Source organism: Nonomuraea sp. NPDC003709 (genome assembly GCF_040610775.1).
Lineage (GTDB): Bacteria > Actinomycetota > Actinomycetes > Streptosporangiales > Streptosporangiaceae > Nonomuraea > Nonomuraea angiospora_A.
Window position 1 is genome coordinate 395,901 of sequence record NZ_JBEXMW010000005.1, and the last position, 23,793, is coordinate 419,693.

The 23,793-nt window shown below is 72.4% G+C and carries 18 protein-coding genes; 9 read left to right on the plus strand and 9 right to left on the minus strand.

What is annotated here, in order from left to right:
- The first annotated feature begins 86 nt into the window (after positions 1-86).
- Positions 87-3,236, plus strand: a complete 3,150-nt coding sequence (locus ABZX61_RS18140; protein WP_355195785.1) for an AAA family ATPase — start codon at positions 87-89, stop codon at positions 3,234-3,236.
- A 156-nt stretch (positions 3,237-3,392) separates the two neighbouring features.
- Here ABZX61_RS18140 and ABZX61_RS18145 read toward each other — a convergent pair whose 3' ends face one another.
- Both ABZX61_RS18145 and ABZX61_RS18150 read right to left on the minus strand, forming a co-directional pair.
- Complete coding sequence (locus ABZX61_RS18145; RefSeq protein ID WP_355195787.1) at positions 3,393-4,259, minus strand: alpha/beta hydrolase; 867 nt, start codon at positions 4,257-4,259, stop codon at positions 3,393-3,395.
- A 152-nt stretch (positions 4,260-4,411) separates the two neighbouring features.
- Positions 4,412-6,337 carry a hypothetical protein gene (locus ABZX61_RS18150; RefSeq protein WP_355195789.1) on the minus strand — a complete coding sequence of 642 codons (1,926 nt, stop codon included), beginning with the start codon at positions 6,335-6,337 and terminating at the stop codon, positions 4,412-4,414.
- A 68-nt stretch (positions 6,338-6,405) separates the two neighbouring features.
- Between ABZX61_RS18150 and ABZX61_RS18155 the strand changes: the two genes are divergently transcribed.
- Both ABZX61_RS18155 and ABZX61_RS18160 read left to right on the plus strand, forming a co-directional pair.
- On the plus strand, positions 6,406-6,867 hold the full coding sequence (locus tag ABZX61_RS18155) for an Rrf2 family transcriptional regulator (protein WP_355195791.1): 462 nt from the start codon (positions 6,406-6,408) through the stop codon (positions 6,865-6,867).
- Positions 6,868-6,911: 44 nt separating this feature from the next.
- Positions 6,912-8,078, plus strand: a complete 1,167-nt coding sequence (locus ABZX61_RS18160) for a globin domain-containing protein (protein ID WP_355195793.1) — start codon at positions 6,912-6,914, stop codon at positions 8,076-8,078.
- A gap of 21 nt (positions 8,079-8,099) precedes the next feature.
- Here ABZX61_RS18160 and ABZX61_RS18165 read toward each other — a convergent pair whose 3' ends face one another.
- The 4 genes from ABZX61_RS18165 to ABZX61_RS18180 are packed head-to-tail and all read right to left on the minus strand — an operon-like array spanning position 8,100 to position 11,174.
- Positions 8,100-8,897 carry an ABC-2 family transporter protein gene (locus ABZX61_RS18165; RefSeq protein ID WP_355195795.1) on the minus strand — a complete coding sequence of 266 codons (798 nt, stop codon included), beginning with the start codon at positions 8,895-8,897 and terminating at the stop codon, positions 8,100-8,102.
- A complete protein-coding gene (locus tag ABZX61_RS18170) occupies positions 8,890-9,645 on the minus strand; it encodes an ABC-2 family transporter protein (RefSeq protein WP_355195797.1) in 756 nt (251 codons plus the stop codon). The genes ABZX61_RS18165 and ABZX61_RS18170 overlap by 8 nt, the downstream gene beginning before the upstream one ends.
- Positions 9,642-10,580, minus strand: coding sequence for an ATP-binding cassette domain-containing protein (locus ABZX61_RS18175; RefSeq protein ID WP_350727781.1), 939 nt, complete (start codon positions 10,578-10,580; stop codon positions 9,642-9,644). Before ABZX61_RS18175 ends, ABZX61_RS18170 begins: the two co-directional genes overlap by 4 nt.
- A 51-nt stretch (positions 10,581-10,631) precedes the next feature.
- Positions 10,632-11,174 carry a hypothetical protein gene (locus ABZX61_RS18180; RefSeq protein WP_350727782.1) on the minus strand — a complete coding sequence of 181 codons (543 nt, stop codon included), beginning with the start codon at positions 11,172-11,174 and terminating at the stop codon, positions 10,632-10,634.
- 186 nt (positions 11,175-11,360) lie between these two features.
- Here ABZX61_RS18180 and ABZX61_RS18185 point away from each other — a divergent pair, with 186 nt between their 5' ends.
- Together ABZX61_RS18185 and ABZX61_RS18190 are read left to right on the plus strand one after the other, a co-directional pair.
- Positions 11,361-12,878 carry an FAD-dependent monooxygenase gene (locus ABZX61_RS18185; RefSeq protein WP_355195799.1) on the plus strand — a complete coding sequence of 506 codons (1,518 nt, stop codon included), beginning with the start codon at positions 11,361-11,363 and terminating at the stop codon, positions 12,876-12,878.
- A gap of 18 nt (positions 12,879-12,896) precedes the next feature.
- Positions 12,897-13,022, plus strand: coding sequence for a hypothetical protein (locus tag ABZX61_RS18190; protein ID WP_355195801.1), 126 nt, complete (start codon positions 12,897-12,899; stop codon positions 13,020-13,022).
- A 147-nt stretch (positions 13,023-13,169) separates the two neighbouring features.
- Here ABZX61_RS18190 and ABZX61_RS18195 read toward each other — a convergent pair whose 3' ends face one another.
- Genes ABZX61_RS18195 through ABZX61_RS18205 form a run of 3 tightly spaced genes read right to left on the minus strand, consistent with a single transcriptional unit; the run spans position 13,170 to position 18,551 of the window.
- Complete coding sequence (locus ABZX61_RS18195; protein ID WP_355195803.1) at positions 13,170-14,615, minus strand: SLC13 family permease; 1,446 nt, start codon at positions 14,613-14,615, stop codon at positions 13,170-13,172.
- 25 nt (positions 14,616-14,640) lie between these two features.
- Positions 14,641-17,412, minus strand: a complete 2,772-nt coding sequence (locus tag ABZX61_RS18200) for an FAD-linked oxidase C-terminal domain-containing protein (protein WP_355195805.1) — start codon at positions 17,410-17,412, stop codon at positions 14,641-14,643.
- On the minus strand, positions 17,409-18,551 hold the full coding sequence (locus ABZX61_RS18205) for an aminotransferase class V-fold PLP-dependent enzyme (protein WP_355195807.1): 1,143 nt from the start codon (positions 18,549-18,551) through the stop codon (positions 17,409-17,411). The genes ABZX61_RS18200 and ABZX61_RS18205 overlap by 4 nt, the downstream gene beginning before the upstream one ends.
- 89 nt (positions 18,552-18,640) lie before the next feature.
- Between ABZX61_RS18205 and ABZX61_RS18210 the strand changes: the two genes are divergently transcribed.
- From ABZX61_RS18210 to ABZX61_RS18225, 4 genes are all read left to right on the plus strand, one after another.
- Positions 18,641-19,351 carry an IclR family transcriptional regulator gene (locus tag ABZX61_RS18210; protein ID WP_355195809.1) on the plus strand — a complete coding sequence of 237 codons (711 nt, stop codon included), beginning with the start codon at positions 18,641-18,643 and terminating at the stop codon, positions 19,349-19,351.
- 212 nt (positions 19,352-19,563) lie between these two features.
- Positions 19,564-21,930: a glycoside hydrolase family 3 N-terminal domain-containing protein gene (locus ABZX61_RS18215; protein WP_355195811.1), complete on the plus strand. Its 2,367-nt coding sequence runs from the start codon at positions 19,564-19,566 to the stop codon at positions 21,928-21,930.
- Positions 21,927-22,910, plus strand: coding sequence for an ABC transporter permease subunit (locus ABZX61_RS18220; RefSeq protein WP_350727790.1), 984 nt, complete (start codon positions 21,927-21,929; stop codon positions 22,908-22,910). The genes ABZX61_RS18215 and ABZX61_RS18220 overlap by 4 nt, the downstream gene beginning before the upstream one ends.
- Complete coding sequence (locus ABZX61_RS18225; RefSeq protein WP_355195813.1) at positions 22,907-23,782, plus strand: carbohydrate ABC transporter permease; 876 nt, start codon at positions 22,907-22,909, stop codon at positions 23,780-23,782. The genes ABZX61_RS18220 and ABZX61_RS18225 overlap by 4 nt, the downstream gene beginning before the upstream one ends.
- The last annotated feature ends 11 nt before the right edge of the window (positions 23,783-23,793 follow it).

Sequence of the window (23,793 nt, forward strand, 5' to 3'; positions counted from 1 at the left end):
GATCGCTGCGCGCCTGGCGGGAGCACCTGAGGGACGCCGAGCACTGACCCGGATCCCGCTCCGGAGCCGGGTCGTACGATCGGCTCATGCTGCATGGCCGGGAACGGGAGTGCGGGCTCGTCGCGCGGCTGCTGGACGACGCGCGGGCGCGCCGCAGCGGGGCGCTGGTCATTCGCGGTGAGGCGGGGATCGGCAAGTCGGCACTGCTCGACTTCGCCGCCGCGCAGGCGTCCGACCTGCGGGTGTTGCGGGGCGGCGGGGTGGAGTCGGAGGCGGAGCTCCCGTATGCGGCGATGCACCAGCTGCTGCATCCGGTACGGGACCGGCTCCCGGCGATCCCCGCAGGCCAGTCGGCAGCCCTGCGAGGGGCGTTCGGGCTGGGGGACCCGGTCGAGGGGGACCGGTTCCTGGTGTCGGTCGCGGTGCTGAGCCTGCTCTCCGAGGTGGCGGAGGAACGGCCGTTGCTGTGTCTGGTCGACGACGCGCACTGGCTGGACGGGGCGTCGGCCGACGCGCTGGCGTTCGTGGCGCGGCGGCTGGAGGCGGAGGGGGTGGCACTGCTGTTCGCGGTCCGCGACGACGATGTGGAAGACACGTATCCGAGGAGCGGCAGGGATCCGGTGGGAGGTGTGGATCCGGCGGTCAGTGGGCCGAGTGGGAGCATCTGGACGGTGGTGGGCGGAGGGCGGTTCGCTGGGCTGCCTGAGCTGCGGCTGCGCGGGCTGGATCCGGAGGCGGCGCGGGCGTTGCTGGCGGAGCGCGCGGGGGTGACGCTGGCCCCCGCGGTGGCCGACCTGCTGGTGAGCAGCACCGCCGGAAACCCGCTGGCCCTGCTGGAGGTGCCGGGCTCGCTGTCGGCCGAGCAACTCGCCGGCGTGCGGCCACTGCCCGAGCGGTTGCCCGTCGGCGCCGCCGTTGAGGAGGTGTTCCTCGTACGGGTGCGGGAGCGGTCGGCCCCGGCGCAGACGCTGCTGCTGGTGGCCGCGGCCGAGGAGAGCGGTGACGTCGAGCTCGTGCTGCGGGCCGCGCAGGCGTTGGGAGTGCCGCCGGACGCGCTCGACGAGGCCGAGACCGCCGGGCTGGTACGGGTCGAGGGCGGCGCCATCGTCTTCCGGCATCCGCTGGTACGTTCGGCGGTCTACCGCGGCGCGACCTTCCTGCAGCGCCGCGCCGTGGAGCAGGCCCTGGCGGCGGCGCTGGCGGACGAGGACGTCGACCGGCGCGCCTGGCACCTGGCGGCGGCCGCGATCGGACCGGACGAGGCGGTGGCCCGGGAACTGGAGCAGTCCGCCGAACGCGCCGCACGCAGGGGCGGGCATGCCGCCGCCGCGAGCGCGCTGCGACGTTCGGCCGCCCTCACCGCGTCGGCCGAGGACCGGGCGCGGCGGCTCACCCTCGCCGCCGAGGCGGGATGGCTCGCGGGCCAGCCTGACGGAGCCCGAGCGCTGCTGGACGAGGCGGCCCAGTACGCGACCGATCCCCGGTTACGCTCTCGCGGCACGTACGTACGAGGCGTGATCGAGAGCGTCTGCGGCCGCCCGGACACCGCGTACGCGATGCTCATCGCCGGATCGGAGCCGGTCGCCGATCTGGACCCGGGCCAGGCCGCACGCATGCTGACCGAAGCGGGCCGGCTCGCCTGGGCCGCCTCCGACCACCCTCGGCTGGCCGAAGCCGGCCGCCGACTCGCCGCCCTGCCCGCGATCGAAGCCGCCGCCGGCTCGCCCCCGGCTGAAGACGTTGCCCCCACCGGCGCGAGTCTGCGTCCGACTGAGGAGGCCGTGGCTGGTTCGAGTCGGCCTGTGGTGGAGGGCGACGTGGCTGGTTCGAGTCGGCCTGTGGTGGAGGGCGACGTGGCTGGTTCGAGTCGGCCTGTGGTGGAGGGCGACGTGGCTGGTTCGAGTGGTCCCCAGGTCGAGGACGTCGTCGCTGGTTCGAGTCGGACTGGTGTGGAGGACGACGTGGCCGGTTTGGGTTCGCCTTCGGTGGAGGGGACCGAGGCGGGTCTGCGTTCGGTGGAGGTGGTTGTCACTGCCAGTGCGCGGCTGGTGATGGGGCTGGCCGCGTTTCTGGACGGGGACGCCGAGCGGGCCGCGCCGTTGCTGCGTGAGGGACGCGCGCTGGCGAAGGACGCGGCCGACCCGCAGGACCTGGGGCTGGCCGGGGGCGCGGCGCTGTTCCTGGGGGCGGATGACGCGGCGCTCGAGCTGTTCACCGCGGCGGCCGTGCGCGCCCGCACGTCCGGTGCGGTCAGCGCGCTGCCCATGGTGCTCGCGCCGCTGGCCGCGGTGCAGATGTGGACCGGCCGGTTCGCCGCTGCCGGAGCCACCGCGAGCGAGGGGTTCCGGCTGGCCGTGGACACCGGGCAGGACAACCCGGCCGCGCACCACCGCGCGGTGCTCGCGTGGATCGCCGCCGCGCAGGGACGGGCCGAGGAGTGCCGTACGGAGGCGAGCGCCGCGCTGGCGCACGCCATCGGACAGCGTCTCGGACCGCCGGCCGGGATCGCGGCGTGGGCACTGGCCCTGCTGGACCTGGGGGAGGGCCGTACGGAGGAGGCATTCGACCGGCTGACCGCCCTGGCGGACGCGGGTCCGGGGGAGGGGCACCCGATCGTCAAGATCTTCGCCGCCGCCGATCTCGTGGAGGTGGCCACACGGACGGATCGGATGGAACGGGCGCGGGCCGCGCTGGACCTGCTGCGCGGGTGGGCCGGACCGGCACGGGTACGGTGGGCCCACGCGCTGGTGGCGCGCTGCCAGGGTCTGCTCGGCGGGGACGCCTACGACGCTCACTTCACCGAGGCGCTCTCGCTGCACGCGATGGCCGGGCGGCCGTTCGACACGGCCAGGACCGCACTGCTGTTCGACGAGGCGCTGCGGAGGCGACGGCGGCGGGCCGAGGCGCGGCGTCACCTGCGTGCGGCGTGCGAGACGTTCGAACGGCTGGACGCGGCGCCGTGGGCGGAGTTCGCCCGGGTGGAGCTTCAGGCCACCGGGGAGACGGCGCGCAAACGCGATCCCGGCGCGGTCGCCCAGCTCACTCCACAGGAAGTGCAGATCACCCGGCTGGTCAGCGAGGGCGGTACGAACCGGGAGATCGCGGCGCAGCTGTTCCTGAGCCCGCGCACGGTGGACTACCACCTGCACAAGGTGTTCGTGAAGCTGGGGGTCTCGTCGCGGGCCGAGCTGGTGCGGCTGGCCATCGAGGACGGCGGCGTGCTGGGCGGCCGTTGAGCGAGGGGGGTGGCGGTTCGGGGTTTGCTGAGCGGGCTGGGGCGGTGGTTCGGGGACTCGCTCGGCGGGGCTGGGGCGGCGTTCGGAGTCCGGGTCGGTGGCGTTCGGGGCCGGGGCGGTAGCGTTCGGCCGGGTGGGTCTTTCCGGGGTGACGGGTCACGGGGCGGGAGGCGTCGGCGCGGTTGAGGTCAGGAAGGACACCAGTTCCTTCGCGACCCGCTCCGGCGCGTCGCGGGGCAGCCAGTGGCCGGCATCGGGCACCAGGGCGAAGCGGGCGTCCGGGATGAGGGCCGCCGCCGCGCGTACGTCGCCGGGCGGCACCAGCGTGTCCTTCGCCCCGCACAGCAGCAGCGCCGGGCAGGCGAGGTGGGTCAGCTCGTCGCCGAAGCAGGTACGCGGGCCGTTCCAGCGCACCTCGTCCCGCTGGAAGGCCGACCACGCGACACCGGCGTCCGGACCGGACAACGCCGCTCGTACCTCGGCCAGAAGGCCGGCCGTCACCGCGTCCCGGCGGTGGAGCACCGCCCGGAGGCCGGCGCGGAGGAGCCGGTCGCTGCGTCGCATGAGCGCGTTGGACGCGGCCGGCGCGTACGGGGCGTGCACGGCGAGGTAGCCGGCCCGGCCGCCGGCCACGGACGGGCTCACCCCGTACGGCGCGCAGAGCGCCAGCTTGGCGACCCGGTCCGGCTGGTCGAGCGCCACCCGCAGGGCGATCCCCCCGCCGAGGGACAGCCCGGCGATGGCGACCGGGCCGGTGGTGCACGTGTCGAGGAACTCCCGGAGCCAGGCCGCGTACCCGATCAAGGTGGGCTCGGTCGTCCCCAGCGGGGTGCCGCCGAAACCGGGCAGGTCGGGTGCGGTCACCCGGGCGTGCGCGGCGAGCGCCGTCCAGACCGGCTCCCAGGTGAGGCGGGCGCTGTCCAGCCCGCCGCCGTGAAGGAGCACCAGTTCGGGGCCGTCGCCCGCTCTGTAGGCCCGGACGAGCGAACCGGACACCGTGCACACCATCTCGTCATGCCGCATCGGGCAATCCTGCCCGGGACGCCGCCGGCTCGCATCCGCGACTTCACCGGTCCGGCATCGGCGGGCCCCGCCGGGCAGGCGTCCGCGCGCGAACCGCACCAGGGCACGTAACGGCGGGCGTGGCCGGCTCAGCGGGGCCCGCCTGCCGTTCTTCAGGTCCGGCGAAGGAGCGCGGACGCCGCCTCGACACTCGCGACGACGTCGAGCCGGCCCCAGCGGACAGGCCAGGAGAAGCGGCGGTCGACGGTCCAGGCCAGGACGGCGTCGAGGTCGCCCGGGGAGTTCAGACGGTCCTCGTCGGCGATCAACAGGGCCGCGGCAGGGCCGACGGCGGGGTCGGCGATCGCGCACCACGAGGAGTCCGCCAGGGGAAAGGCGTCCGACCGGAACATCCCGTGCAAGGTCGCATAATCGTCGTCGAGCGGACTCCGTTCACTGTCGAAGTAACGGCCGAACACGAAGTCGCCCAGCACGGCACCGGTGAAGGCGCCGACGAAGCGGAGCGTCTGCGCGCCGATCAGCGCGAGCACCCCGTCCGCGCCCCACAGCACCGCCTCCGTCCCGTCCGGCGCCTCGATCGACCCGACCCGGGCCGGTTCGTCGCCCAGCGACCACACCTCCGCCCGCCCGTCCGCGGTCAGGCAGGCGCCGAAGTCCCCGGCGCTCTCCCAGGCCCAGGGGCGCTCCTGACCGTCGTAGAAGTACCGGCCGACGCGCCTCGTGGTGGCGATGGGCAGGTGGTACTGGTGGCGGCCGTGCGCGTCGTGAACGTCGACACCGCCGCCGTCCTCCACCACGACCGCCAGCCGGGCCTCGGCCCCGCGCATGCCCCAGTGCAGCGACCCTTCGGACTGGGCCACGGGGTCGCCCACCGGCCGCCCGGTGTCGGCGTCGAAGACGGTCAGCCGGCGCGGGCGGCCCGGCGTCAGCGCGGCGGCGTACCGGTCGTCCGGGCTCCACGCGACCGGGCCGGCGGTCAGCGCCAGCCAGCGCATCCGCCCGCCCGGGAGATCGACCACGGCGGCCCACGTGTCGTTGTCCCCGAGCAGCCGCCCGCCGTCGCGGGACCAGCGCACCCGGCGGAAGGAGAAGTAGTCGTCCTTGAGCCGCTCCTTCGCCTCCTCCGGCAGCGGTTCGGTCAGCATGGCCGGCTCGGGGCCCGTGTTGTGGTGGCGGTAGTCGTTGTAGAAGACCTTGCCCTCGTCCAGCGCCGCGACGCAGCCCATCATCTCGTGCTCGCTGCTCATCGAGACGTAGGCCCGGCGGCCGTCGGGGGCCAGGGTGAAGATCGCCGCGGCGTCGTACCCGTCAGTGACGTCCGCGCTCCCGTACGGATTGGTACGCGCGCCGAACGGGTCCCACACTCCGACGTTGTTCGTGCAGAACGCCAGCGCGACCCGGGTGCCGTCCGCCGACCACTGCACGGTGTCGCGGCGGCCGGGCCAGCCGACGCCGTACATGATGTCGATGGTGTTGACGAGGCGCCCCGTGGCCATCTCCCACACCTGCAGCGGACCGGTGCCATCGTAGTTGTCCTTCGTCAGGCCCCGGCCCGTGGCGAGGTAGCGGCCGCACGGGCTGAGCGCGTAGTCCTGAAAGCCGCCCCCGAACATGGTGTACGGGTGCCGCAGCCGCGCCCCGCGCTGGCGCAGGCGCTCGGTGGCCAGCAGGTGCGCGCCGGTGACGCCGTGCCGCTCTTCCACCCCGGCCAGCAAGTCCCGCAGCGGGAGCAGGTCCCGCTCCGGCTCGAACGCCGACCAGTCGGCCTCCTCCAGCAGTTCGAGCAGGGCCGCGGGATCGTCCCGCGCCGCTTCCAGATCGGGGAACTCCCCGGACCCGCTACGCGGGGCCGGCGCCAGCAGTTCCGTCACCGGCAACACCGGCACGCCCAGCCGCTCCGCCGCGCGGACGTGCTCGTTCGGGTAACCGCCGTCGTACCCGTCGAACACGACGTCCACCGAACGCGACACCTCGTCCACGACGCTCGCCCCGGCCGCCTCGAGCCGCGCCTTCAGCTTCGCGACGGACTCGGTGCGGAAGCTGCCCGCCACGACCACGGTTCTGCCTCGAAGATCCATAGCTGGCGAGGATAGACGAAGCCGAGCAGGCTGCCGTACCACTGCGGGACAGCGCCTACCGTGGGTGCATGCGCCTGACCGCCTTCGCCGACATCTCCCTGCGCATCGTGATGCGGCTGGCCGTGGCGGATCCGGACGACCTGCTGACCACGCGGGCCGCCGCCGACCTGCTCGCCGTCCCCTACACCCACGCCGCCAAGGCCGTCGCGAGGCTGAGCGAGCTGGGTGTGGTGGAGGCCAGGCGCGGGCGGGGCGGCGGGTTGCAGCTCACCGCGGCCGGGCGCGAGGCGACGGTCGGGGGCCTGGTCCGCGCCCTCGAACCCGCGGGTGACGTGGTGGGGTGCGAGGACGACCCGCCGTGCCCGTTGCGGGCGGCCTGCCGGCTGCGGTCCGCGCTGCGCCAGGCCCAGGAGGCCTTCTACGCCTCGCTCGACACGATCACGGTCGCGTCCCTGGTGGACGCGCCGACCGGGCCGCTTTTGCTGTCGTTGACGCCCCCCGGAAAGGGGACCAACCCCGCCATTGCTTAATATGAATCCCAGATACCAATTTATGGTCCTTTCTGGGAGGTCTCATGCTGTCCGCCGAGAGCGCGGCGATCGTCGGCGAAACCCTGCCCGTCGTGCAGGCGCGGCTCGAGACGATCACGGCCAGGTTCTACGAGTCCATGTTCGCCGACCGCCCCGAACTGCTCGACGGGCTGTTCAACCGCGGCAACCAGCGCAACGGCGAGCAGCGGCAGGCACTGGCGGGCGCCTTCGCGGCGTTCGCGGCCGCGCTGGTCGCGAACCCGGACGAGCGCCCCGACGCGCTGCTGGCGCGCATCGCGCACAAGCACGCGGCGGTGGGGGTGACCGACGACCAGTACGTGATCGTCCAGAAGTACCTGTTCGGCGCGATCGCCGAGGTGCTCGGCGACGCCGTCACGCCCGCGGTCGCGGCGGCCTGGGACGAGGTGTACTGGCTGATGGCCGGCGCGCTCATCGCCATCGAGGCCCGCCTGTACGCCGACGCGGGTGCCCGGCACGGCGACACCTGGCGGCAGTGGCAGGTGGTCGAGCGGCGCGAGGAGACCGCGGACGCCATGTCGCTGGTGCTGCGGCCGGTCGGCGACGCGCCGGCCCCGCCCGCCCGGCCCGGCCAGTACGTCAGCGTACGGGTACGGATGCCCGACGGCGTCCGCCAGCTCCGCCAGTACACGCTGTCGGGGAACGGCGCGGACGGCCTGCGCCGCATCACGGTCAAGCGGGTCGGCGACGGCGAGGTGTCGAGCCTCCTGCACGCCACCGCCAAGGAGGGGGACGAACTGACCCTGTCCGCGCCATTCGGCGACGTGACGCTCGACGGCGGCCAAGCCCCGCTCGTGCTCGTCTCGGCGGGCATCGGCTGCACCCCGATCACCGCGATGCTGGAGCACCTGGCGCTCACCGGCGACACCCGCCGGGTCCTGGTGCTGCACGCCGACCGTTCCCCGGCCGCCCACGCCCTGCGCTCGGACATGGAACGCCTGGCCGACGCCCTGCCCGGCGGGGAGCGGATCTTCTGGTACGAGGAAGGCCACCCCCGTACCGGGAGGATGTCCCTGGACGAGGTGGACATCCCGGCGGGCGCGGTCGTCTACATGTGCGGGCCTGTGCCGTTCATGCGGACGGCACGCGGCGAGCTCATCACGGCCGGGGTCGCCCCGCGCGACATCCACTACGAGGTGTTCGGCCCGGACCTGTGGCTCGGCGCGGCCTGAAAGCGGCTCTCGGGGCGGAGCTCAATGGCCGACGCTCTGGTAGTGGTCGAGCTGGCGGCGCCACACGAGGTACGCCAGCACGATCAGGATCACTCCCACCAGCGGGGCGGCCAGCGCCCAGGGGTTGCCGAGCTTGCCCAGTACGACGCTCGCCGGCACGTACGCCACGAACGCGACCGGCAGCACGAACGTGAGCAGCCACTCCACCACGCCGCCGAAGATCCGCATCGGGTACGAGCCGAACTTGCTGAAGACGTCGTCCACGAATACCCGCAGCGCGAAGGTGTCGATCATGCGCAGCGACAGGGAGCAGAGGGCGAGGAAGAAGGCGGCCTCGATGAGGGCGCCGCCGACGATCGCCATCAGGCAGAAGGCGATCAGCCAGGCGTTCCACCGGACCTGCGCGTTCTGGCCGGCCACGGCGAACAGCGTCAGGCCCACGAGCAGGTCGCCGAACTGGGCGATGCCCATTCTGTTGCCCATGAGCTGGACGAGGGGGTTGAGCGGGCGCAGCAGGAAGCGGTCGAACTCTCCGTTGAGGACGAGCCCCTGGATGTCGTTCACGCTCATCAGGGGGATCATGGCCAGGGCGTGGGCGGTCAGGCGCAGGCCGTACAGGAAGGCGATCTCCGCCAGGCCCCAGCCCGCCAGCGACGGGAAGGTGTGCATCACCACCCAGACGAAGGCGAACCCGGTGCCCTGCCAGATCGCGCCGCTGAGGATGCCGATCACGGTGTTCATGCGGTACTGCAGGGCGCCGCGGGCGGAGGCGCGCTGGAGCAGGACGTACAGCCGCAGGCCGCGGAGGAGCTCAGCCACCCTGGATCACCACCCTTCGGTGGGCCCGGGACCAGGTCAGTTCGAGCAGGCCCCACAGTCCGGCGATCCAGGCGACCTCAACCACCACAGGTCCTGAAATATCGGAAATGTGGCCGATGTAGATCGCGGCGGGCACGTAGCCCATGTACTTGAAGGGCAGGACCTCGGCCAGATCGCCCAGGAAGCCGGGGAAGAAGGCGAGCGGCACCATCGTCCCGGCGAAGAACTGGCTGACCAGCCGGTAGAGCAGCGAGATGGCCCCGGTCTCCATGGTCCAGAAGCCGATCAGGCTGATCAGCAGCGCCATCTGCACGGCGATCACGTACCCGAGCACCAGCGTGATCACATAGCCCGGGCCGTTGACCGGCACGGTGATCGAGCCGACCAGCAGGACCACGGGGACGACCGGGGCGAGCAGCAGCAGCCCGCCGGCGGTGTTCCCGACCTGGAAGGCGGCCATCTGCCTCAGGTAGCCGGCCGGGCGGGCCAGGTCGAAGAAGACCGTCCCGGTACGGATGCGGTGATGGACGGTGCGGGAGACGAGCGTGTGGGTGGCGAAGGCCTGCAGGTTGACCAAGGTGAGGTAGGCCAGCAGCGCCTCCAGCGTGAGCCCGGCGGCCACGGGGCGCGCGCCGTACACGGCGGTCCAGATCATGCGCAGCAGGAACACCTGGGCGACCATCGTCACGCAGGTCATGATGATGTTGCTGCGGTAGGCCAGGGCAAGGAGGAAGCCGATGCGCGTCATCGGGTGTAGATCCCTTTGATCACGCTCTCCAGGTCGGGTTCCTCGATCGACAGGTCGCGGATGGTGTGTTCGGCGGAGATCGAGGCGATCATGCCCGGCAGGTCGTCGTGGATCTCGAAGACGTGGCGCCCCTCGGCGTCCCGCGGCACGCCACGCACCTCCTCCGGCCCGGACTCGAGCAGCACCACCAGCCGCCGGGGCTGGTTCACCAGCGCGTCGATGGCACCGTCGAACAGCACCCGGCCGTGGTCGATGAGGATGATCCGCTTGCACAGCGCCTCGACGTCGGCCAGATCGTGCGTGGTCAGGATGACGGTGGTGCGGCCGGCGCGGTTGGTCTCCACGATGAACTCGCGTACGGCCTCCTTGGCCACCACGTCCAGCCCGACGGTCGGCTCGTCGAGATAGAGCAGCGGAGGCTCGTACAGCACGGCCGCGGCCAGGTCGCCCCGCATCCGCTGCCCCAGGCTGAGCTGGCGCACCGGGGTGTCGAGGAACTCGTCGAGCCCGAGCAGGTCGCGCACCTTCTTCAGCGACGTCTCGAAGCGCGCGGCGGGAACGTCATAGAGCGAGCCCACCAGCCGTAACGACTCGATCAGCGGCAGGTCCCACCACAGCTGGCTGCGCTGGCCGAAGACCACGCCGACGTTGCGCGCGTTGGCCGAGCGGCTGCGCCAGGGCACCAGACCGTTGACCCGCACGGTGCCGCTCGTCGGGGTGAGGATGCCGGTGAGGATCTTGATGGTGGTGGACTTGCCCGCGCCGTTCGGTCCGAGGTAGCCGATGACCTCGCCCTCGTCGATCGCGAAGCTGACGTCGTCGACGGCGGTCTTGTGCTCGTACTGCCGGGTGACCAGTGTGCGTAACGCCCCGAAGGGGCCGGGGAAGGTGCGTGGCCGGCGGAATACCTTGGTTAATCCCTCGACCCGGATCATGCACGAATACTTTCTTCGGGGCGCGCACGCTGCAACTTGTTTTCACGGCCCCTAGCTGGAGGTGGCCGAGACCCAGATGGTCCATCCCTGGCGGCAGGTGTCGGAGGGGAGCTTGTTGTCGCAGCCCATGACGCTGAAACTGACCCGCTTCCCCGCACCGGGGTAGACCACGAGACGGCCGCGCGTACGCGGCTGGTCCTTCAGCTTCAGCTCGCCCTTCAGCCCGCCGCTGAGCGTCACCCGGTAGTAGTCGTAGTTGAAGGGCGTGCTCGGCCCCCAGCGGAAGACCAGCCCGTTCCTGCCGTTGATCCTGGCGGAGTAGGCCGCGACGATCATCTTCGGGCCCTGGTCCGGCGACCAGGCGATCTGGCCGTCGTCGAAGTTCTGCCTGCGGCCGTTGCGGTTCGGCACGCCCCGCTCCTCGTCGGTGGGGCAGCCGATGATGGCGTTCTCCCCGCCGAGCGAGCTCCAGTAGTCGCCGATCAGCCCGTACGGCTGGATCTGGCACGAGCGCGCGGAGGCCGGCTGGGCCACGAAGGCCGACCCGGCCACGACCATCACAGCGGTCGCCGCGATGCGAAGTGTCTTGTTCATGTCTTCCTGCCCTTCGGGAACGATCTCTGCCTCGAAAGTAGGCAGGACCGGGCAAGACGGCATGAGTAGGGCCTACTCATTTGCCGAGGGGAGCTCGCACCGGTGGGTACGACTGTGTACTTCACCGATTCGACCGGACCGCCCGCGGCGGCATCGTGAGGGCATCGAATCCGATGGGAGAACCCCATGAACGAGACCGACGTCATCGTGGTCGGCGCCGGGCCGACCGGGCTCATGCTGGCCTGCGAGCTGGCCCTCGCCGGAGTCCGCTGCCGCCTCCTCGAACGGCGTACCGAACAGCCCAACATCACCAGGGCGTTCGCCGTCCACGCGCGCACCCTCGAACTCCTCGACGCCCGCGACCTCGCCGGCGACCTCCTGGCGCGCGGGTTGCGGGTGCACGAGGTGCAGCCCGCGCCCGGCGCCACGCTCGACCTGCGCTCGCTGGAGACCAGGTTCCCGATGATCCTCATCGTGCCGCAGAGCGGCACCGAGCACGTGCTGGAGGCCCGCGCCCGCGAGCTCGGCGTCGAGATCGTGCGTGGGGCCGAGGTGACCGGGATCCGGCAGGACGCCCGGCGGGTGGAGCTGGACCTCGCCGACGGCCGCACGGAGTCGGCGGCGTACGTCGTCGGCTGCGACGGCGCCCACAGCGCCGTACGCCGCCTGATCGGGGTCGACTTCGCCGGCCGGCAGTACGAGACCCACATCCTGCTCGCCGACGTACGGCTCACCGCCCCGCCCGGGCAGGCCCTGTTCGCCACGGGGAACGACGCGGGCGTGGTGATCATGGTCCCGTTCGGCGACGGCTGGTTCCGGGCCATCGCCTGGGACCGGTTGCGCGAGCAGATCCCGCTGACCGTGCCGCTGCCGATGGAGGAGATGCGCGACGCCTTCCATCGCATCGCCGGCACCGACTTCGGGATGAGCGAGCAGCGGTGGAGCTCCCGCTTCAGGAGCGAGCGCAGGCAGGCCCGGCACTACCGCGTCGGCCGGGTGTTCCTCGCGGGCGACGCCGCCCACGTGCACTCGCCGCTGGGCGGGCAGGGCATGAACACCGGCATCCAGGACGCCGTGAACCTCGGCTGGAAGCTCGCCGCCGCCGTGCGGGGGCGGGCGCCGGCCGGGCTGCTGGACGGCTACGAGGGCGAGCGGCACCGGGTGGGCGCGCAGGTGCTGGCCCTGACCGACGGCTTCAACCGCCTCGTGCTGGGCCGCTCGGCCGTGCGCCGGGCGGCGCAGGCGATGGCGATCCGGCTGATCCTGCGCTTCGGGCCGACCCGCCGCATCCTGGCCGGGCGGCTGACCGGCCTCGGCATCGCCTATCCCGCCGCGACCCGGGGCGCCCACCCGTGGACCGGGCGGCGGATGCCGGATCTCGCGTGCGAGGGCGGCAGGCTGTACGAGCTGCTTCGCGACGGCTGTTTCCGGCTGGTGGACATGACCGCGTCCGGCGCCGTCGCCGAGGCGGTCGCGAGCGCGGCGCCCGAGGTCCAGGTCACGCGGTACACGGGCCCCGCGCGGCCGGGCCGGCCGGCGGTGATCCTGGTCCGCCCGGACGGGTACGTCGCCTGGGCGAGCGGCGGGCGCCCCGACCTGCCCGCCCGCGCGGCGGCCGAGGCGGCCCGCTGGAGCGGCCCTCACCCGGCGACCAACCCCACGCCTGGCCCACGAGCGTCATCGGGTTGCGGGGGACCTGCCTGATCGTTTCACCTGGACGCCGTGACCATGCCGACAGCGGACCCGTACTTCGCCTGCGCCACTCCCCGCACCGGCGGCACCCTGCTCCTCGACCTGCCCAAGGACGCGCGATCGTGGCCGGCCACCGGCGCCGGGCCGACGAGCTGAACGCCGCCTGGATCGAGCGCCACCGCCAGGAGTGAGCGCCACCGCCACGGGTGAGAGGCCCGCAACCCGAAGAGGCCCGCGCTCCCCGGGTTGCGGGGCTTGTCCCGACGGCGTCGGCCGAGCCGGCCGGGCGCCACGAGGACGGCGTCAGCCGAGCCAGCCCGGCGCCACCAGGACGGCCCAGGCCGCCAGGGGGCCCACCACCACGATCGCCGCGCCGTACGCCAGGAGCTTGCGGTAGAAGGCGTCCCGCTCCATGCCCCTGACGTTGGCCACCAGCAGCGCCCCCGTCGTCGAGAACGGGCTGACGTCCACGATGGCCGACGACACCGACAGCGCCGCGATCATCGCGACCGGGCCCAGGGTGCCCTGGTTGAGCAGCGGCACGGCCAGCGGGACCAGCGCACCCAGGATGCCCACCGTCGAGGCGAACGCCGACACCACGCCTCCGACGTAGCAGATGAGCAGCGCGACCAGCAGCGGGATGCCGATCGCCGCCACCGCCGAGCCCACGTAGTCGACGGTGCCGATCTCCTGGAGCACGCCCACGTACGTGACGACGCCGCAGATCAGCAGCACGGTCGGCCAGGCCACCCGCTCGACGGCGCCCTTGTTCGTCCTGGGGGAGGTGAGGGACAGGACGACGGCGACGGTGACGGCGGTCAGGCCGACGTCCAGCTTGAACACCAGCACCGCCAGGCAGAGGGCGACGATGCCGGTCAGGGTCAGCGCCTGGTGCGGGGTGAGGCGCAGGCCACCGGACCCCGCGTCAGAGGCGTCGGGGACCGGTTCCGGAGCCGCGGCATCGTCGGCGGTCTCCACGGAGACGGACGTGGCCGCGGCTCCGGGGGCGGACGCGCCGGACGACGAACCGGTAGCGGCCCCACCCGAAGGCGAGGCGGCCGAAGAGGCGGCGGGCGTAGAGGCGGCGGGCGAAGGGGAGACGGGCGAGGAGGAGGCGAGCGCGTCGGGGGAGACGGCGCCGCGGTTGACCAGGTGACGGCCGCCGAAGATGAAGAACACGACCACCGCCGCGCCCGCGTTGAACGCGAAGCTCGACAGGAACAGCACCAGGTCGTCGACGGGCAGCTTCGCGTCCCTGGTCACCCCGTTCACGATCCCGCCCAGCACGCTGATCGGCGAGAACGCGCCCGCCTGCGTGCCGTGCGCCACCATGAGCCCGATCAGCATCGGATGGATCCGGTAGTCGGCCGCGAACCCGAAAGCGATGGGCGCCAGGATCGCCGCCACCGCCGGGGCCGGCGCGCCCACGGCCGTCAGCAGCGCCGAGATGGCGAACACCACGATCGGGATGGCGGCCAGCCGGCCGCGTACCAGGTGCACGGCGGCCCGTACGAGCCAGTCGACCGTGCCGTTGTTGGTGGCGATCGCGAACAGCAGCGTCACCCCGACCAGGATCACGAACAGGCTGCCGGGGAAGGCCCCCAGGATGTCGTCCGTGCTCATCCCGGCGGCCAGCGTGCCGACGAGGAAGGCGCCGACCAGGGCCAGCGCGCCCAGGTTCACGGGGAAGACGGTCGCGATGACGAACATGACGATGAGGGCGAGAATGGACAGGAGCTCTGCGGACACTGCGTACTCCGATCTCCCCCGAGCGTTATGGCAGGTCGACCACCTGGTGGAGGAGCTCGACCGGATGGCGGGCAGCGCGTCCCGCGCCGTGGGCGATCTGCTGGCGGCACGAGACCCCCGTGGCCGCCAGCAGGGTGTCGGGCGAGGATGCGGCGATCGCCGGGAAGAGCCGGAGGCCGCCGATCTTCATGGACAGGTCGTAGTGCTCGCTCTCGAATCCGAACGAACCGGCCATGCCGCAGCAGCCGGCGTCGATCTCTTCCACCTCCGCTCCCGGGATCCTGGACAGCAGCTCGCGCGTGGCCGCGGTGCCGACGACGGCCTTCTCGTGGCAGTGGCCGTGCAGGAGGATCCGGCGCCCGCTCAGCCCGCCGTTCAGCGGCAGCGAGCCGTCGTCGACGGCCTCCGCCAGCAGCTCGGGGATGAGCCTGGCCCGCGCCGCCACCGCCGCCACCCGGGGGTCGCCGGGGAGCAGCGCGGCGTACTCGTCCTTGAGCGTGAGCAGGCAGGACGGCTCCAGCCCGACGATCGGCGCGTCCGAGCCGGCGAGCCGGCCGACCATGGCCTCGGCCATCGCGCGGGCGCGGTCCAGCAGCCCCTTGGAGATGCTGGATCGGCCGCAGCAGCCCTCCGACTCCAGCCGCACCCGATAGCCGGCGCGCTCCAGCAGCTCGACGGCGGCCCGCCCGATGCCGGGCTCGCTGAAGGAGGTGAAGGAGTCCGCGAGCAGGATCACCTCCCGCCGCCCGGCGGCGGGCGGCCGGCGGGCGAACCAGCGGAGCAGGTTGTCGCGGCGGAAACGGGGCAGCGGCCGCCGCGTGCTCAGCCCGAGCGGCCCGCGCAGGGGGGCGGCCAGCCAGTTCGACAGGGGCGCGGTGGCCGAGCCGAGCCGGTTGAGCGTCCGGATCGCCCCGAACAGCCGCGACCGCGGCGGCACGCCGTGGGTCTCCTGGTACTGGTGCAGGAACTCGCTCTTCATCGCCGCCATGTCCACGCCCAGCGGGCACTCCGACTGGCAGGCCTTGCACTCCAGGCAGAGGTCGAGGATCCCGTGCAGCCTCTCGTCGCCGAGGGCCTGCCGGGGGTCGTCCGAGGACAGGGCCTTGACCAGGGCGTTGGCGCGGCCGCGGGTGGAGTGCTCCTCCTCGCGGGTGGCCATGTACGACGGGCACATGACGCCTGTGTCGTCCTTGCGGCAGACCCCGACGTTCATGCACCGGTCGGCGGCGGCGTGCATGCCGTCCGCGAACGACAGGGTGGTGCGCAGCGGGCGCGGCGCGGGCATCGCGGGATCGCGCAGGTGCTCCGTCATCGGGGGCGCGTCCACGATCTTGCCGGGATTCAGCAGCCCGCGCGGGTCGAAGGCGTGCTTGATGCGCCGCATCGCCTCGTAGACCGCGTCGCCGAACAGCCGCCGGTTGAACTCGGAGCGCGCCAGCCCGTCGCCGTGCTCGCTGGAGTTGACGCCGCCGTGCCGGGCGGCCAGCTCGGCGATCTCCTCGGCGACCGCGCGCATGGTGCCGATCTCGTCGGGCACGCGAAGGTCGACGAAGGGGCGGATGTGCAGGCAGCCGACCGAGCAGTGGCCGTAGAACCCCGCGGAGAGCCCGTGCCGGGAGAGGATCTCCGCGAACTCCTCGACGTACGGCAGCAGCCGCTCCGGCGGCACGGCCGTGTCCTCCACGAACGCCAGCGGCCTGCGGCTGCCCACGCTGGAGGCCATCAGCAGCCCGAGCCCCGCCTTGCGGACCTTGAGCACGGCCGCCTGCTGCCCGGCCGTGACGGCCCGCAGGGTGTGGTAGCCGTGGCCGTTCGCCTTCCAGGTGGCGGCGAGCTTGTCCACGCGGTCGGCCACCTCGGCCGGGCTGTCGCCGAAGAACTCGACGAACAGCAGCGCCTCGGGGTCGCCGGACAGGATGTCGCCGAGCCCGGCGTAGTCCACGCGCCGCCTGGACAGGTCGAGGATGGCCTTGTCGATGAGCTCGACCGAGGCGGCCTCGAAGGAGAGCGCGTCCGCGGTGGCGGCGATGGCGGACGGCGTGGAGGTGAAGTGGCCGACGGCGATGGCCTTGGCCCGGGGCCGGTCCACCAGCCCGACCGTGGCCTCGGTCACCACGGCCAGCGTGCCCTCGGAGCCGACGACCAGCTTGGTGAGGTCGGGCAGATCACGGGCGGCCAGGTCCAGGCGGTAACCGCCCGAGTGCCGCCAGAAGCGCGGGAACCCGGACAGGTCCACCCCCTGCAGCGCCCCGGCGACGGCCGCGCCCAGGCGGGCGTCGGAGCGCAGGTCGGGCGTGCCGGCGTCGGCGAGCACCACCCGCAGCGACTCGACGTGGTCCACGGTGGACCCGTAGAGCACGGAGTGGCTGCCCGCCGAGTTGTTGCCGATCATGCCGCCGATCGTGGCCCGGTTGCTGGTCGAGGTGTCGGGCCCGAACATCAGCCCGTGTTTGCGGGCCGCCCGGTTGAGCTGGTCCTGCACGACGCCCGGCTGCACGCGGGCGGTCCTGCCGTCTATCTCCAGGATGCGGTTCATGTGGCGGGAGAAGTCGACGACAACCGCAGCCCCGACCGTCTGCCCGGCCAGGCTGGTGCCCGCCCCGCGCGGCAGTACCGGCACCCCCAGCTCGCCGCAGGCCGCGACCAGCGCCTGGACGTCGCCGGCGTGACGGGGGAAGGCGACGGCGAGCGGCTCGATGGCGTACATGCTGGCGTCGGAGGCGTACAGATGCCTGGTGTACGGATCGTCCCTGACGTCTCCTTCGAGCAGCCGGGACAGGGTCCGGGCCAGGGTCATTCGGCCCCCTCCAGGTACGCCAGCGCGACGCGCGTCCCGCCTTCCTTGATCGGTGCCCCGGCCGCGCTCAGCCCCATCTCGACGCCGCTCAGCGTGCCGGCCAGCGTCAGGTCGTTGAAGTGGCCGAGGTGGCCGATCCGGAAGACGCGCCCCGCGAGCCGCCCGAGCCCGGTGCCGAGCGACATGTCGTACCGATCGAGGATGAGCTTCCTGACCGCGTCGGCGTCGTGCCCGTCCGGCATCAGTACCGCGGTGAGCGAGCTCGAGTGCTCCCGCTCGTCGGCGCAGAGCACCTCGAGCCCCCACGCCCGTACGGCGCGCCGCGTCGCCTCGGCGTGCCGGTCGTGGCGGCGGAAGACCTCCGCCAGCCCTTCCTCCTCCAGCAGCATGACGAGCGCCTCGCGCAGCCCGTAGAGCAGGTTGGTCGGCGGCGTGTACGGGTAGAAGCCGCCGCGGTTGGCCGCGATGATCGGCTCCCAGTCCCAGTACGAGCGGGGCAGCCGCCCCCGGTGGGCCAGCGCCTTCGGGCTGACCGCGTTGAGGCCGATGCCGGGCGGCAGCATGAGCCCCTTCTGCGAGCAGCCGACGGTCACGTCCACGCCCCATTCGTCGTGGCGGTAGTCCATCGAGCCCAGCGACGAGATCGTGTCCACCAGCAGCAGCGGGGAGTGCCCGGTCCGGTCGACGGCCGCCCGGATCTCCGGGATCCGGCTGCGCACGCCGGTCGAGGTCTCGTTGTGCACGACCATGACGGCGGCGTGCTCGGCGGTGAGGCGGCCCGCGATCGCGTCGGGGTCGGCGCCGTGCCGCCAGTCGCCGGGCACGAGGTCGACGACCAGCCCCAGCCGGGCGGCCATCTCGCACCAGAGCGCGGAGAAGTGCCCGGTCTCGTACGCCAGCACCCTGTCCCCGGGCGAGAGCGTGTTGACCAGCGCCGCCTCCCACGCGCCCGTCCCCGACGACGGGTAGACGATCACGTGGTGGCGGGTCCGGAAGACCGCCTTCAGCCGCTCCAGGACCTCGCCGGCCAGGCGGGCGAAGGCGGGGCCGCGGTGATCGACGGTGGGCTGGGCGATGGCGCGCAGCACCCGGTCGGGAACGTTGGTCGGTCCTGGGATCTGCAGGAAATGACGCCCCACGTCTTGATCTCCTTGCGTGCCGTGTCACGGCACGGTGTGCCGTGTTGCGGTTCACTAACATTAAAATCGGTCCGCAGAGGAGTCAATGGATGCAGAACGTGATCAACGCCCTCCGGGTGCTCGAAGAGGTCGCCGCCCGCCAGCCCGCCGGAGTCGGGGAGCTGGCCCGGGTGCTCGGGCTGCCCAAGAGCACGGTGCAGCGCTCGCTGAGGACGCTGCACGAGGCCGGGTGGATCAGGCCCGCCGCGGGCGAGATCACGCGCTGGCAGGTGACGAGCAAGGCGTTCCAGGTCGGCCGCAGGACGGAGCTGGGCCTGCGGGACGCGGCGATGCCGGTCATGGAGCAGTTGCGGCAGCGCACCGGGGAGACGATCCACCTGATGGTGCCGGAGGGCGACGCGGTCGTCCTGATCGAGCGGCTGGAGACCGACAAGCCGCTGCGCATCGTGCTGCCGCTCGGCATCAGGCTCCCGCTGCACGCCTCGGCCAACGGCAAGGCCGTGCTCGCGCACAGGTCCGCCCCGCTGCCGGAGCTCGCGTCGTACACGGACACGACGATCGTCGACCCTGAGGCGCTGGACGCCGAGCTGGCTGCGGTCCGGGCGCGGGGTTACGCGGACAACCGCGGTGAGTGGCGCTCCGACATCGCGGCCGTCGCCGCCGCCGTGCTGGGCCCGGACGGCCCGGTCGCCAGCCTCAGCATCTCCACCCCCGCCAGTCGCATGCCGGAGGAACTGCGCGGGGAGTACGGCAAGTTGGTCACCCGGGCGGCCCGCACTCTGACGGAGTCCCTGACCTGAGCGTGGCTGAACGGCAACTTGTCATCTGAGCATCCGGAAACTTTCTGGAAATGCGGGCGTCGAATGCCGGCCTGACCCTGCGGTGATCAGCACGAATATAACAGTTTGCACCCTCTTGACACGCCGAAACCTGGACCCATAAGTTGCCGCAATATTAACGGGAATTCCTCGAAAGTTTCGGCAGCAGGCCGGCTAAGAGCCGAAAGGGTGGCATGAGGGGCCAGGTACCAATCGACAAGTGGCGGGACACGCGGCTGACTGCCGCCGAGCGGGCCGAGGTGCTCATCCCGCTCATGACGCTGGAGGAGAAGGTCGCCCAGCTCGTGGGCGTCTGGGTCGGCGCCGACGCGTCAGGGGGAGGCGTCGCCCCGCACCAGGCCGACATGGCGGGCGTGGAGTGGAGCGACGTCATCGCCCACGGGCTGGGCCAGCTGACCCGCCCGTTCGGCACGGCGCCGGTCGATCCCGTCGCCGGTGCGCGCTCGCTGGCCGCCTCGCAGGCCCAGATCGTGGCCGCCGGCAGGTTCGGGATCCCGGCCCAGGTCCACGAGGAGTGCCTGACCGGCTTCGCCGCCTGGCGGGCGACGGTGTACCCGGCGCCGCTGAGCTGGGGCGCCTCCTTCGACCCCGAGCTGATCGAGGAGGTGGCCGGGCGGATCGGCCGGTCCATGCGGGCCGCCGGCGTCCACCAGGGCCTGGCCCCGGTCCTCGACGTCACCCGCGACTACCGCTGGGGCCGCACCGAGGAGACGATCGGCGAGGACCCCTACCTGGTCGGGACGGTCGGCGCGGCCTACGTGCGCGGGCTCGAGGGCGCGGGCCTCGTCGCCACCCTGAAGCACTTCGCCGGCTACTCCGCCTCCCGGGGCGGCCGCAACCTCGCCCCCGCCCACATGGGAGGCAGGGAACTGGCGGACGTGATCCTGCCGCCGTTCGAGATGGCCCTGCGCCTGGGCGGCGCCCGGTCGGTGATGAACTCCTACGCCGAGATCGACGGCGTTCCCGTCGCGGCCGACGAGGAGCTGCTGACCGGGCTGCTGCGCGAGGAGTGGGGGTTCGCGGGCACGGTGGTCGCCGACTACTTCTCCATCCGGTTCCTGCACAAGCTGCACGGCGTCGCGGCGGAGGCCGCGGACGCGGCCGGGCTCGCGCTGCGGGCCGGGATCGACGTCGAGCTGCCCACGGTGGACACCTTCGGCCCCCCGCTGATCGAGGCCGTGAAGTCGGGACAGGTGGACGAGGCGCTCATCGACCGCGCGCTGGCCCGGGTGCTGGCGCAGAAGGCCGAGCTGGGGCTGCTCGACGAGGACTGGCGGCCGCTGCCCGGCGACGCCGCCGACGTGCGGCTCGACGACGAGGAGAGCCAGGAGCTCGCCCTGCGCCTGGCGCGCGAGTCGATCGTGCTGGTGCGCAACACCGGCGGCGTCCTGCCGCTCGCGCCGGGCCGGCGGGTGGCGCTCGTGGGGCCGGTGGCCGACGACCCGATGGCGATGCTCGGCTGCTACGCCTTCCCCGCGCACGTGGGCCCGCACCCCGAGCACGGGCTCGGGCTCGACCTCCCGTCGCTGCGCGAGGCGCTCGGCGCGCTGGTCCCCGATCTCGCGTACGAGCCGGGCTGCGAGATCACCGGCGACGACACCTCCGGGATCGCGGTGGCCGTCGCCGCGGCGGCGGACAGCGACGTGTGCGTGCTGGCCGTCGGAGACCGGGCGGGGCTGTTCGGGCGCGGCACCTCCGGCGAGGGCTGTGACGCCGCCGACCTGCGCCTGCCGGGCGTGCAGTCCGAGCTGGTCCGGGCGGTGCTGGCGACCGGCACCCCGGTGGTCCTGGTGCTGCTGGCCGGGCGGCCGTACGCGCTGGGCCCCGAGTTCGACGCGGCCGCGGCCGTCGTCTACGGCTTCTTCCCCGGCCAGCGGGGCGGCCAGGCGCTGGCGGAGGTGCTCACCGGCGCCGTCAACCCGACCGGCCGCCTGCCGGTCAGCGTGCCGCGCGACGCCGGCGGCCTGCCCGCCACCTACCTGTCGCCGTGGCTCGGGCGCCGTACGCAGGTGTCGTCGGTGGACCCGACGCCCGCGTACTCGTTCGGGCACGGGCTGAGCTACACCACGTTCGAGTGGGAGCTCCTCGACACGGGCGCGGCCGAGTGGCCGGTGGACGGCGAGGTCACCGTCGGGGTGAACGTCCGCAACACCGGATCGCGGGCCGGCGCCGAGGTCGTCCAGCTCTACCTGCACGACCCGGTCGCGCAGACCACCAGGCCGGTGGTGCGGCTGGTCGGCTACGCCCGCGTTCCGCTGGAGGCCGGGCAGGCCGCCCGCGTGGAGTTCACCGTCCCGGCCGACGCCGCGTCGTTCACCGGCGTGCGCGGCCGGCGCATCGTCGAGCCCGGCGACGTCGAGCTGCGCTTCGCGCGCTCCAGCGGGGACGCCGCGACGGACCCGGCGGCGGGCACGGTGGCGGGCACGGCGGCGGGCACGGTGGCGGCCGTGCCGCTGCGGCTGACCGGCGCCGAGCGCGAGCTCGGGCACGACAGGAACCTGCTGGTCACGGCTCGTGTAACACGGGAAGGAGCGGGATGAGCACAACGTCGTTGGACAATCCGCCGCGAGACGCACGGGCGGCGGGACCGGCGCCCAGCCGGCGCAGACGGGCCAAACCCGGCACCTGGCGGCACGCGATCCGCCGCGACTGGCAGCTGTACTCGCTGGCGATCCTGCCGCTGCTGTTCTTCGCGATCTTCCGGTACCTCCCGATGCTCGGCAACGTGATCGCCTTCCGCAAGTTCGAGCCCGGCGGGAGCATCTTCGGCGAGACCTGGGTGGGCCTGCGCTACGTGAAGATGTTCCTGAACGACCCGTCGTTCTGGACCGTGTTCGCCAACACGCTCATCCTCGGCGCGCTGACCCTGCTGTTCTGCTTCCCGCTGCCGATCGTGCTGGCGCTCCTGCTCAACGAGGTGCGCAACCGGCGCGTGAAGCGGTTCCTGCAGTCGGTGTCGTACCTGCCGCACTTCCTGTCGATGGTCATCGTGGCCGGCATCGTCATGCAGATGCTGGCCATCGACGGGCCGGTGAACCAGATCGTCAAGGTGTTCGGCGGGGAGCCCACCGCGTTCCTGCAGAAACCCGAGTGGTTCCGCACGATCTTCGTCTCGTCGGAGGTCTGGCAGACCGTCGGCTGGGGCACCATCCTCTACCTGGCCGCGCTGACCACCATCGACGAGCAGCTCTACGAGGCGGCCCGGATGGACGGCGCCGGACGGTGGCGGCAGATCTGGCACGTCACCCTGCCGGGCATCCGGCCGACGGCGATCACGCTGCTGATCCTCAACATCGGCACGTTCATGGCCGTGGGCTTCGAGAAGGTCCTGCTGCTGTACAACCCGCTGACCTACCCGACGGCGGACGTGATCTCCACGTACCTGTACCGGATGGGCGTGGAGTCCAGCAACCTGAGCTACGCCGCCGCGATCGGCCTGTTCGAGGCCCTGGTCGGCGTGGTGCTGATCCTCTCGGCGAACCTGATCTCCCGCCGCACAGTAGGGACGAGCCTGTGGTGACCCTCGAGAAGACCCGTGGCTACCGCGCCTTCCAGGTGGTCAACGCCGTCATCCTGAGCGGCGTCGTGATCGTGACGCTCTACCCCTTCCTCAACATCCTCGCCCGCTCGTTCAGCGAGGAGCGCTACATCGTCGGCGGGCAGGTCAACCTCATCCCGCGCGGGTTCAACATCACGACCTACAAGCTCGTGGTGTCGGACCCGACATTCTGGACGAACTACGGCAACACGATTGTCTACACCGTCGTGGCCACGGCGATCGCCATGCTGCTGACGACGTGCTACGCGTACGTGCTGTCCAAGAAGCACCTCAGGGGCCGCACGTTCCTGATCTGGGTCGCCGTCTTCACCATGATCTTCTCCGGCGGCCTGATCCCCAACTACGTGCTGGTCAACGGCCTCGGGCTGACCAACTCCATCTGGGCCATCGTCCTGCCCAACGCCATCAGCGTCTTCAACCTCCTGGTCATGAAGGCGTTCTTCGAGGGCCTGCCGCAGGAGCTGGAGGAGGCCGCCGCGATCGACGGCCTGAACACCTACGGCGTCCTGTGGCGGGTGGTGCTGCCGCTGTCGAAGGCGGTCATCGCCACGATGGTGCTGTTCTACGCGGTCTCGTTCTGGAACTCGTGGTTCACGGCGTTCCTCTACCTGAACAAGACCGAGTTGTTCCCCGTGACCATCTACCTGCGCAATCTCATCGCGGGCGCCACCGGCGCCGAGTCCGCGGGCGCGTCGCTCAGCGAGGCGTCGGCGGCGGCGGCCAACATCCAGTCGGTGACGATCATGCTCACCGTCGTCCCCATCCTGGCGGTCTACCCCTTCGTGCAGAGGTACTTCGTCTCGGGCGTCATGCTCGGCGCGGTCAAGGGTTAACCACTGTCCTC

Coding starts and splice junctions, on each gene's coding strand:
- ABZX61_RS18140 (WP_355195785.1), top strand. CDS start 87: ATGCTGCATGGCCGGGAACGGGAGTGCGGGCTCGTCGCGCGGCTGCTG.
- ABZX61_RS18145 (WP_355195787.1), bottom strand. CDS start 4,259: ATGCGGCATGACGAGATGGTGTGCACGGTGTCCGGTTCGCTCGTCCGG.
- ABZX61_RS18150 (WP_355195789.1), bottom strand. CDS start 6,337: ATGGATCTTCGAGGCAGAACCGTGGTCGTGGCGGGCAGCTTCCGCACC.
- ABZX61_RS18155 (WP_355195791.1), top strand. CDS start 6,406: ATGCGCCTGACCGCCTTCGCCGACATCTCCCTGCGCATCGTGATGCGG.
- ABZX61_RS18160 (WP_355195793.1), top strand. CDS start 6,912: ATGCTGTCCGCCGAGAGCGCGGCGATCGTCGGCGAAACCCTGCCCGTC.
- ABZX61_RS18170 (WP_355195797.1), bottom strand. CDS start 9,645: ATGACGCGCATCGGCTTCCTCCTTGCCCTGGCCTACCGCAGCAACATC.
- ABZX61_RS18175 (WP_350727781.1), bottom strand. CDS start 10,580: ATGATCCGGGTCGAGGGATTAACCAAGGTATTCCGCCGGCCACGCACC.
- ABZX61_RS18180 (WP_350727782.1), bottom strand. CDS start 11,174: ATGAACAAGACACTTCGCATCGCGGCGACCGCTGTGATGGTCGTGGCC.
- ABZX61_RS18185 (WP_355195799.1), top strand. CDS start 11,361: ATGAACGAGACCGACGTCATCGTGGTCGGCGCCGGGCCGACCGGGCTC.
- ABZX61_RS18200 (WP_355195805.1), bottom strand. CDS start 17,412: ATGACCCTGGCCCGGACCCTGTCCCGGCTGCTCGAAGGAGACGTCAGG.
- ABZX61_RS18210 (WP_355195809.1), top strand. CDS start 18,641: ATGCAGAACGTGATCAACGCCCTCCGGGTGCTCGAAGAGGTCGCCGCC.
- ABZX61_RS18215 (WP_355195811.1), top strand. CDS start 19,564: ATGAGGGGCCAGGTACCAATCGACAAGTGGCGGGACACGCGGCTGACT.
- ABZX61_RS18220 (WP_350727790.1), top strand. CDS start 21,927: ATGAGCACAACGTCGTTGGACAATCCGCCGCGAGACGCACGGGCGGCG.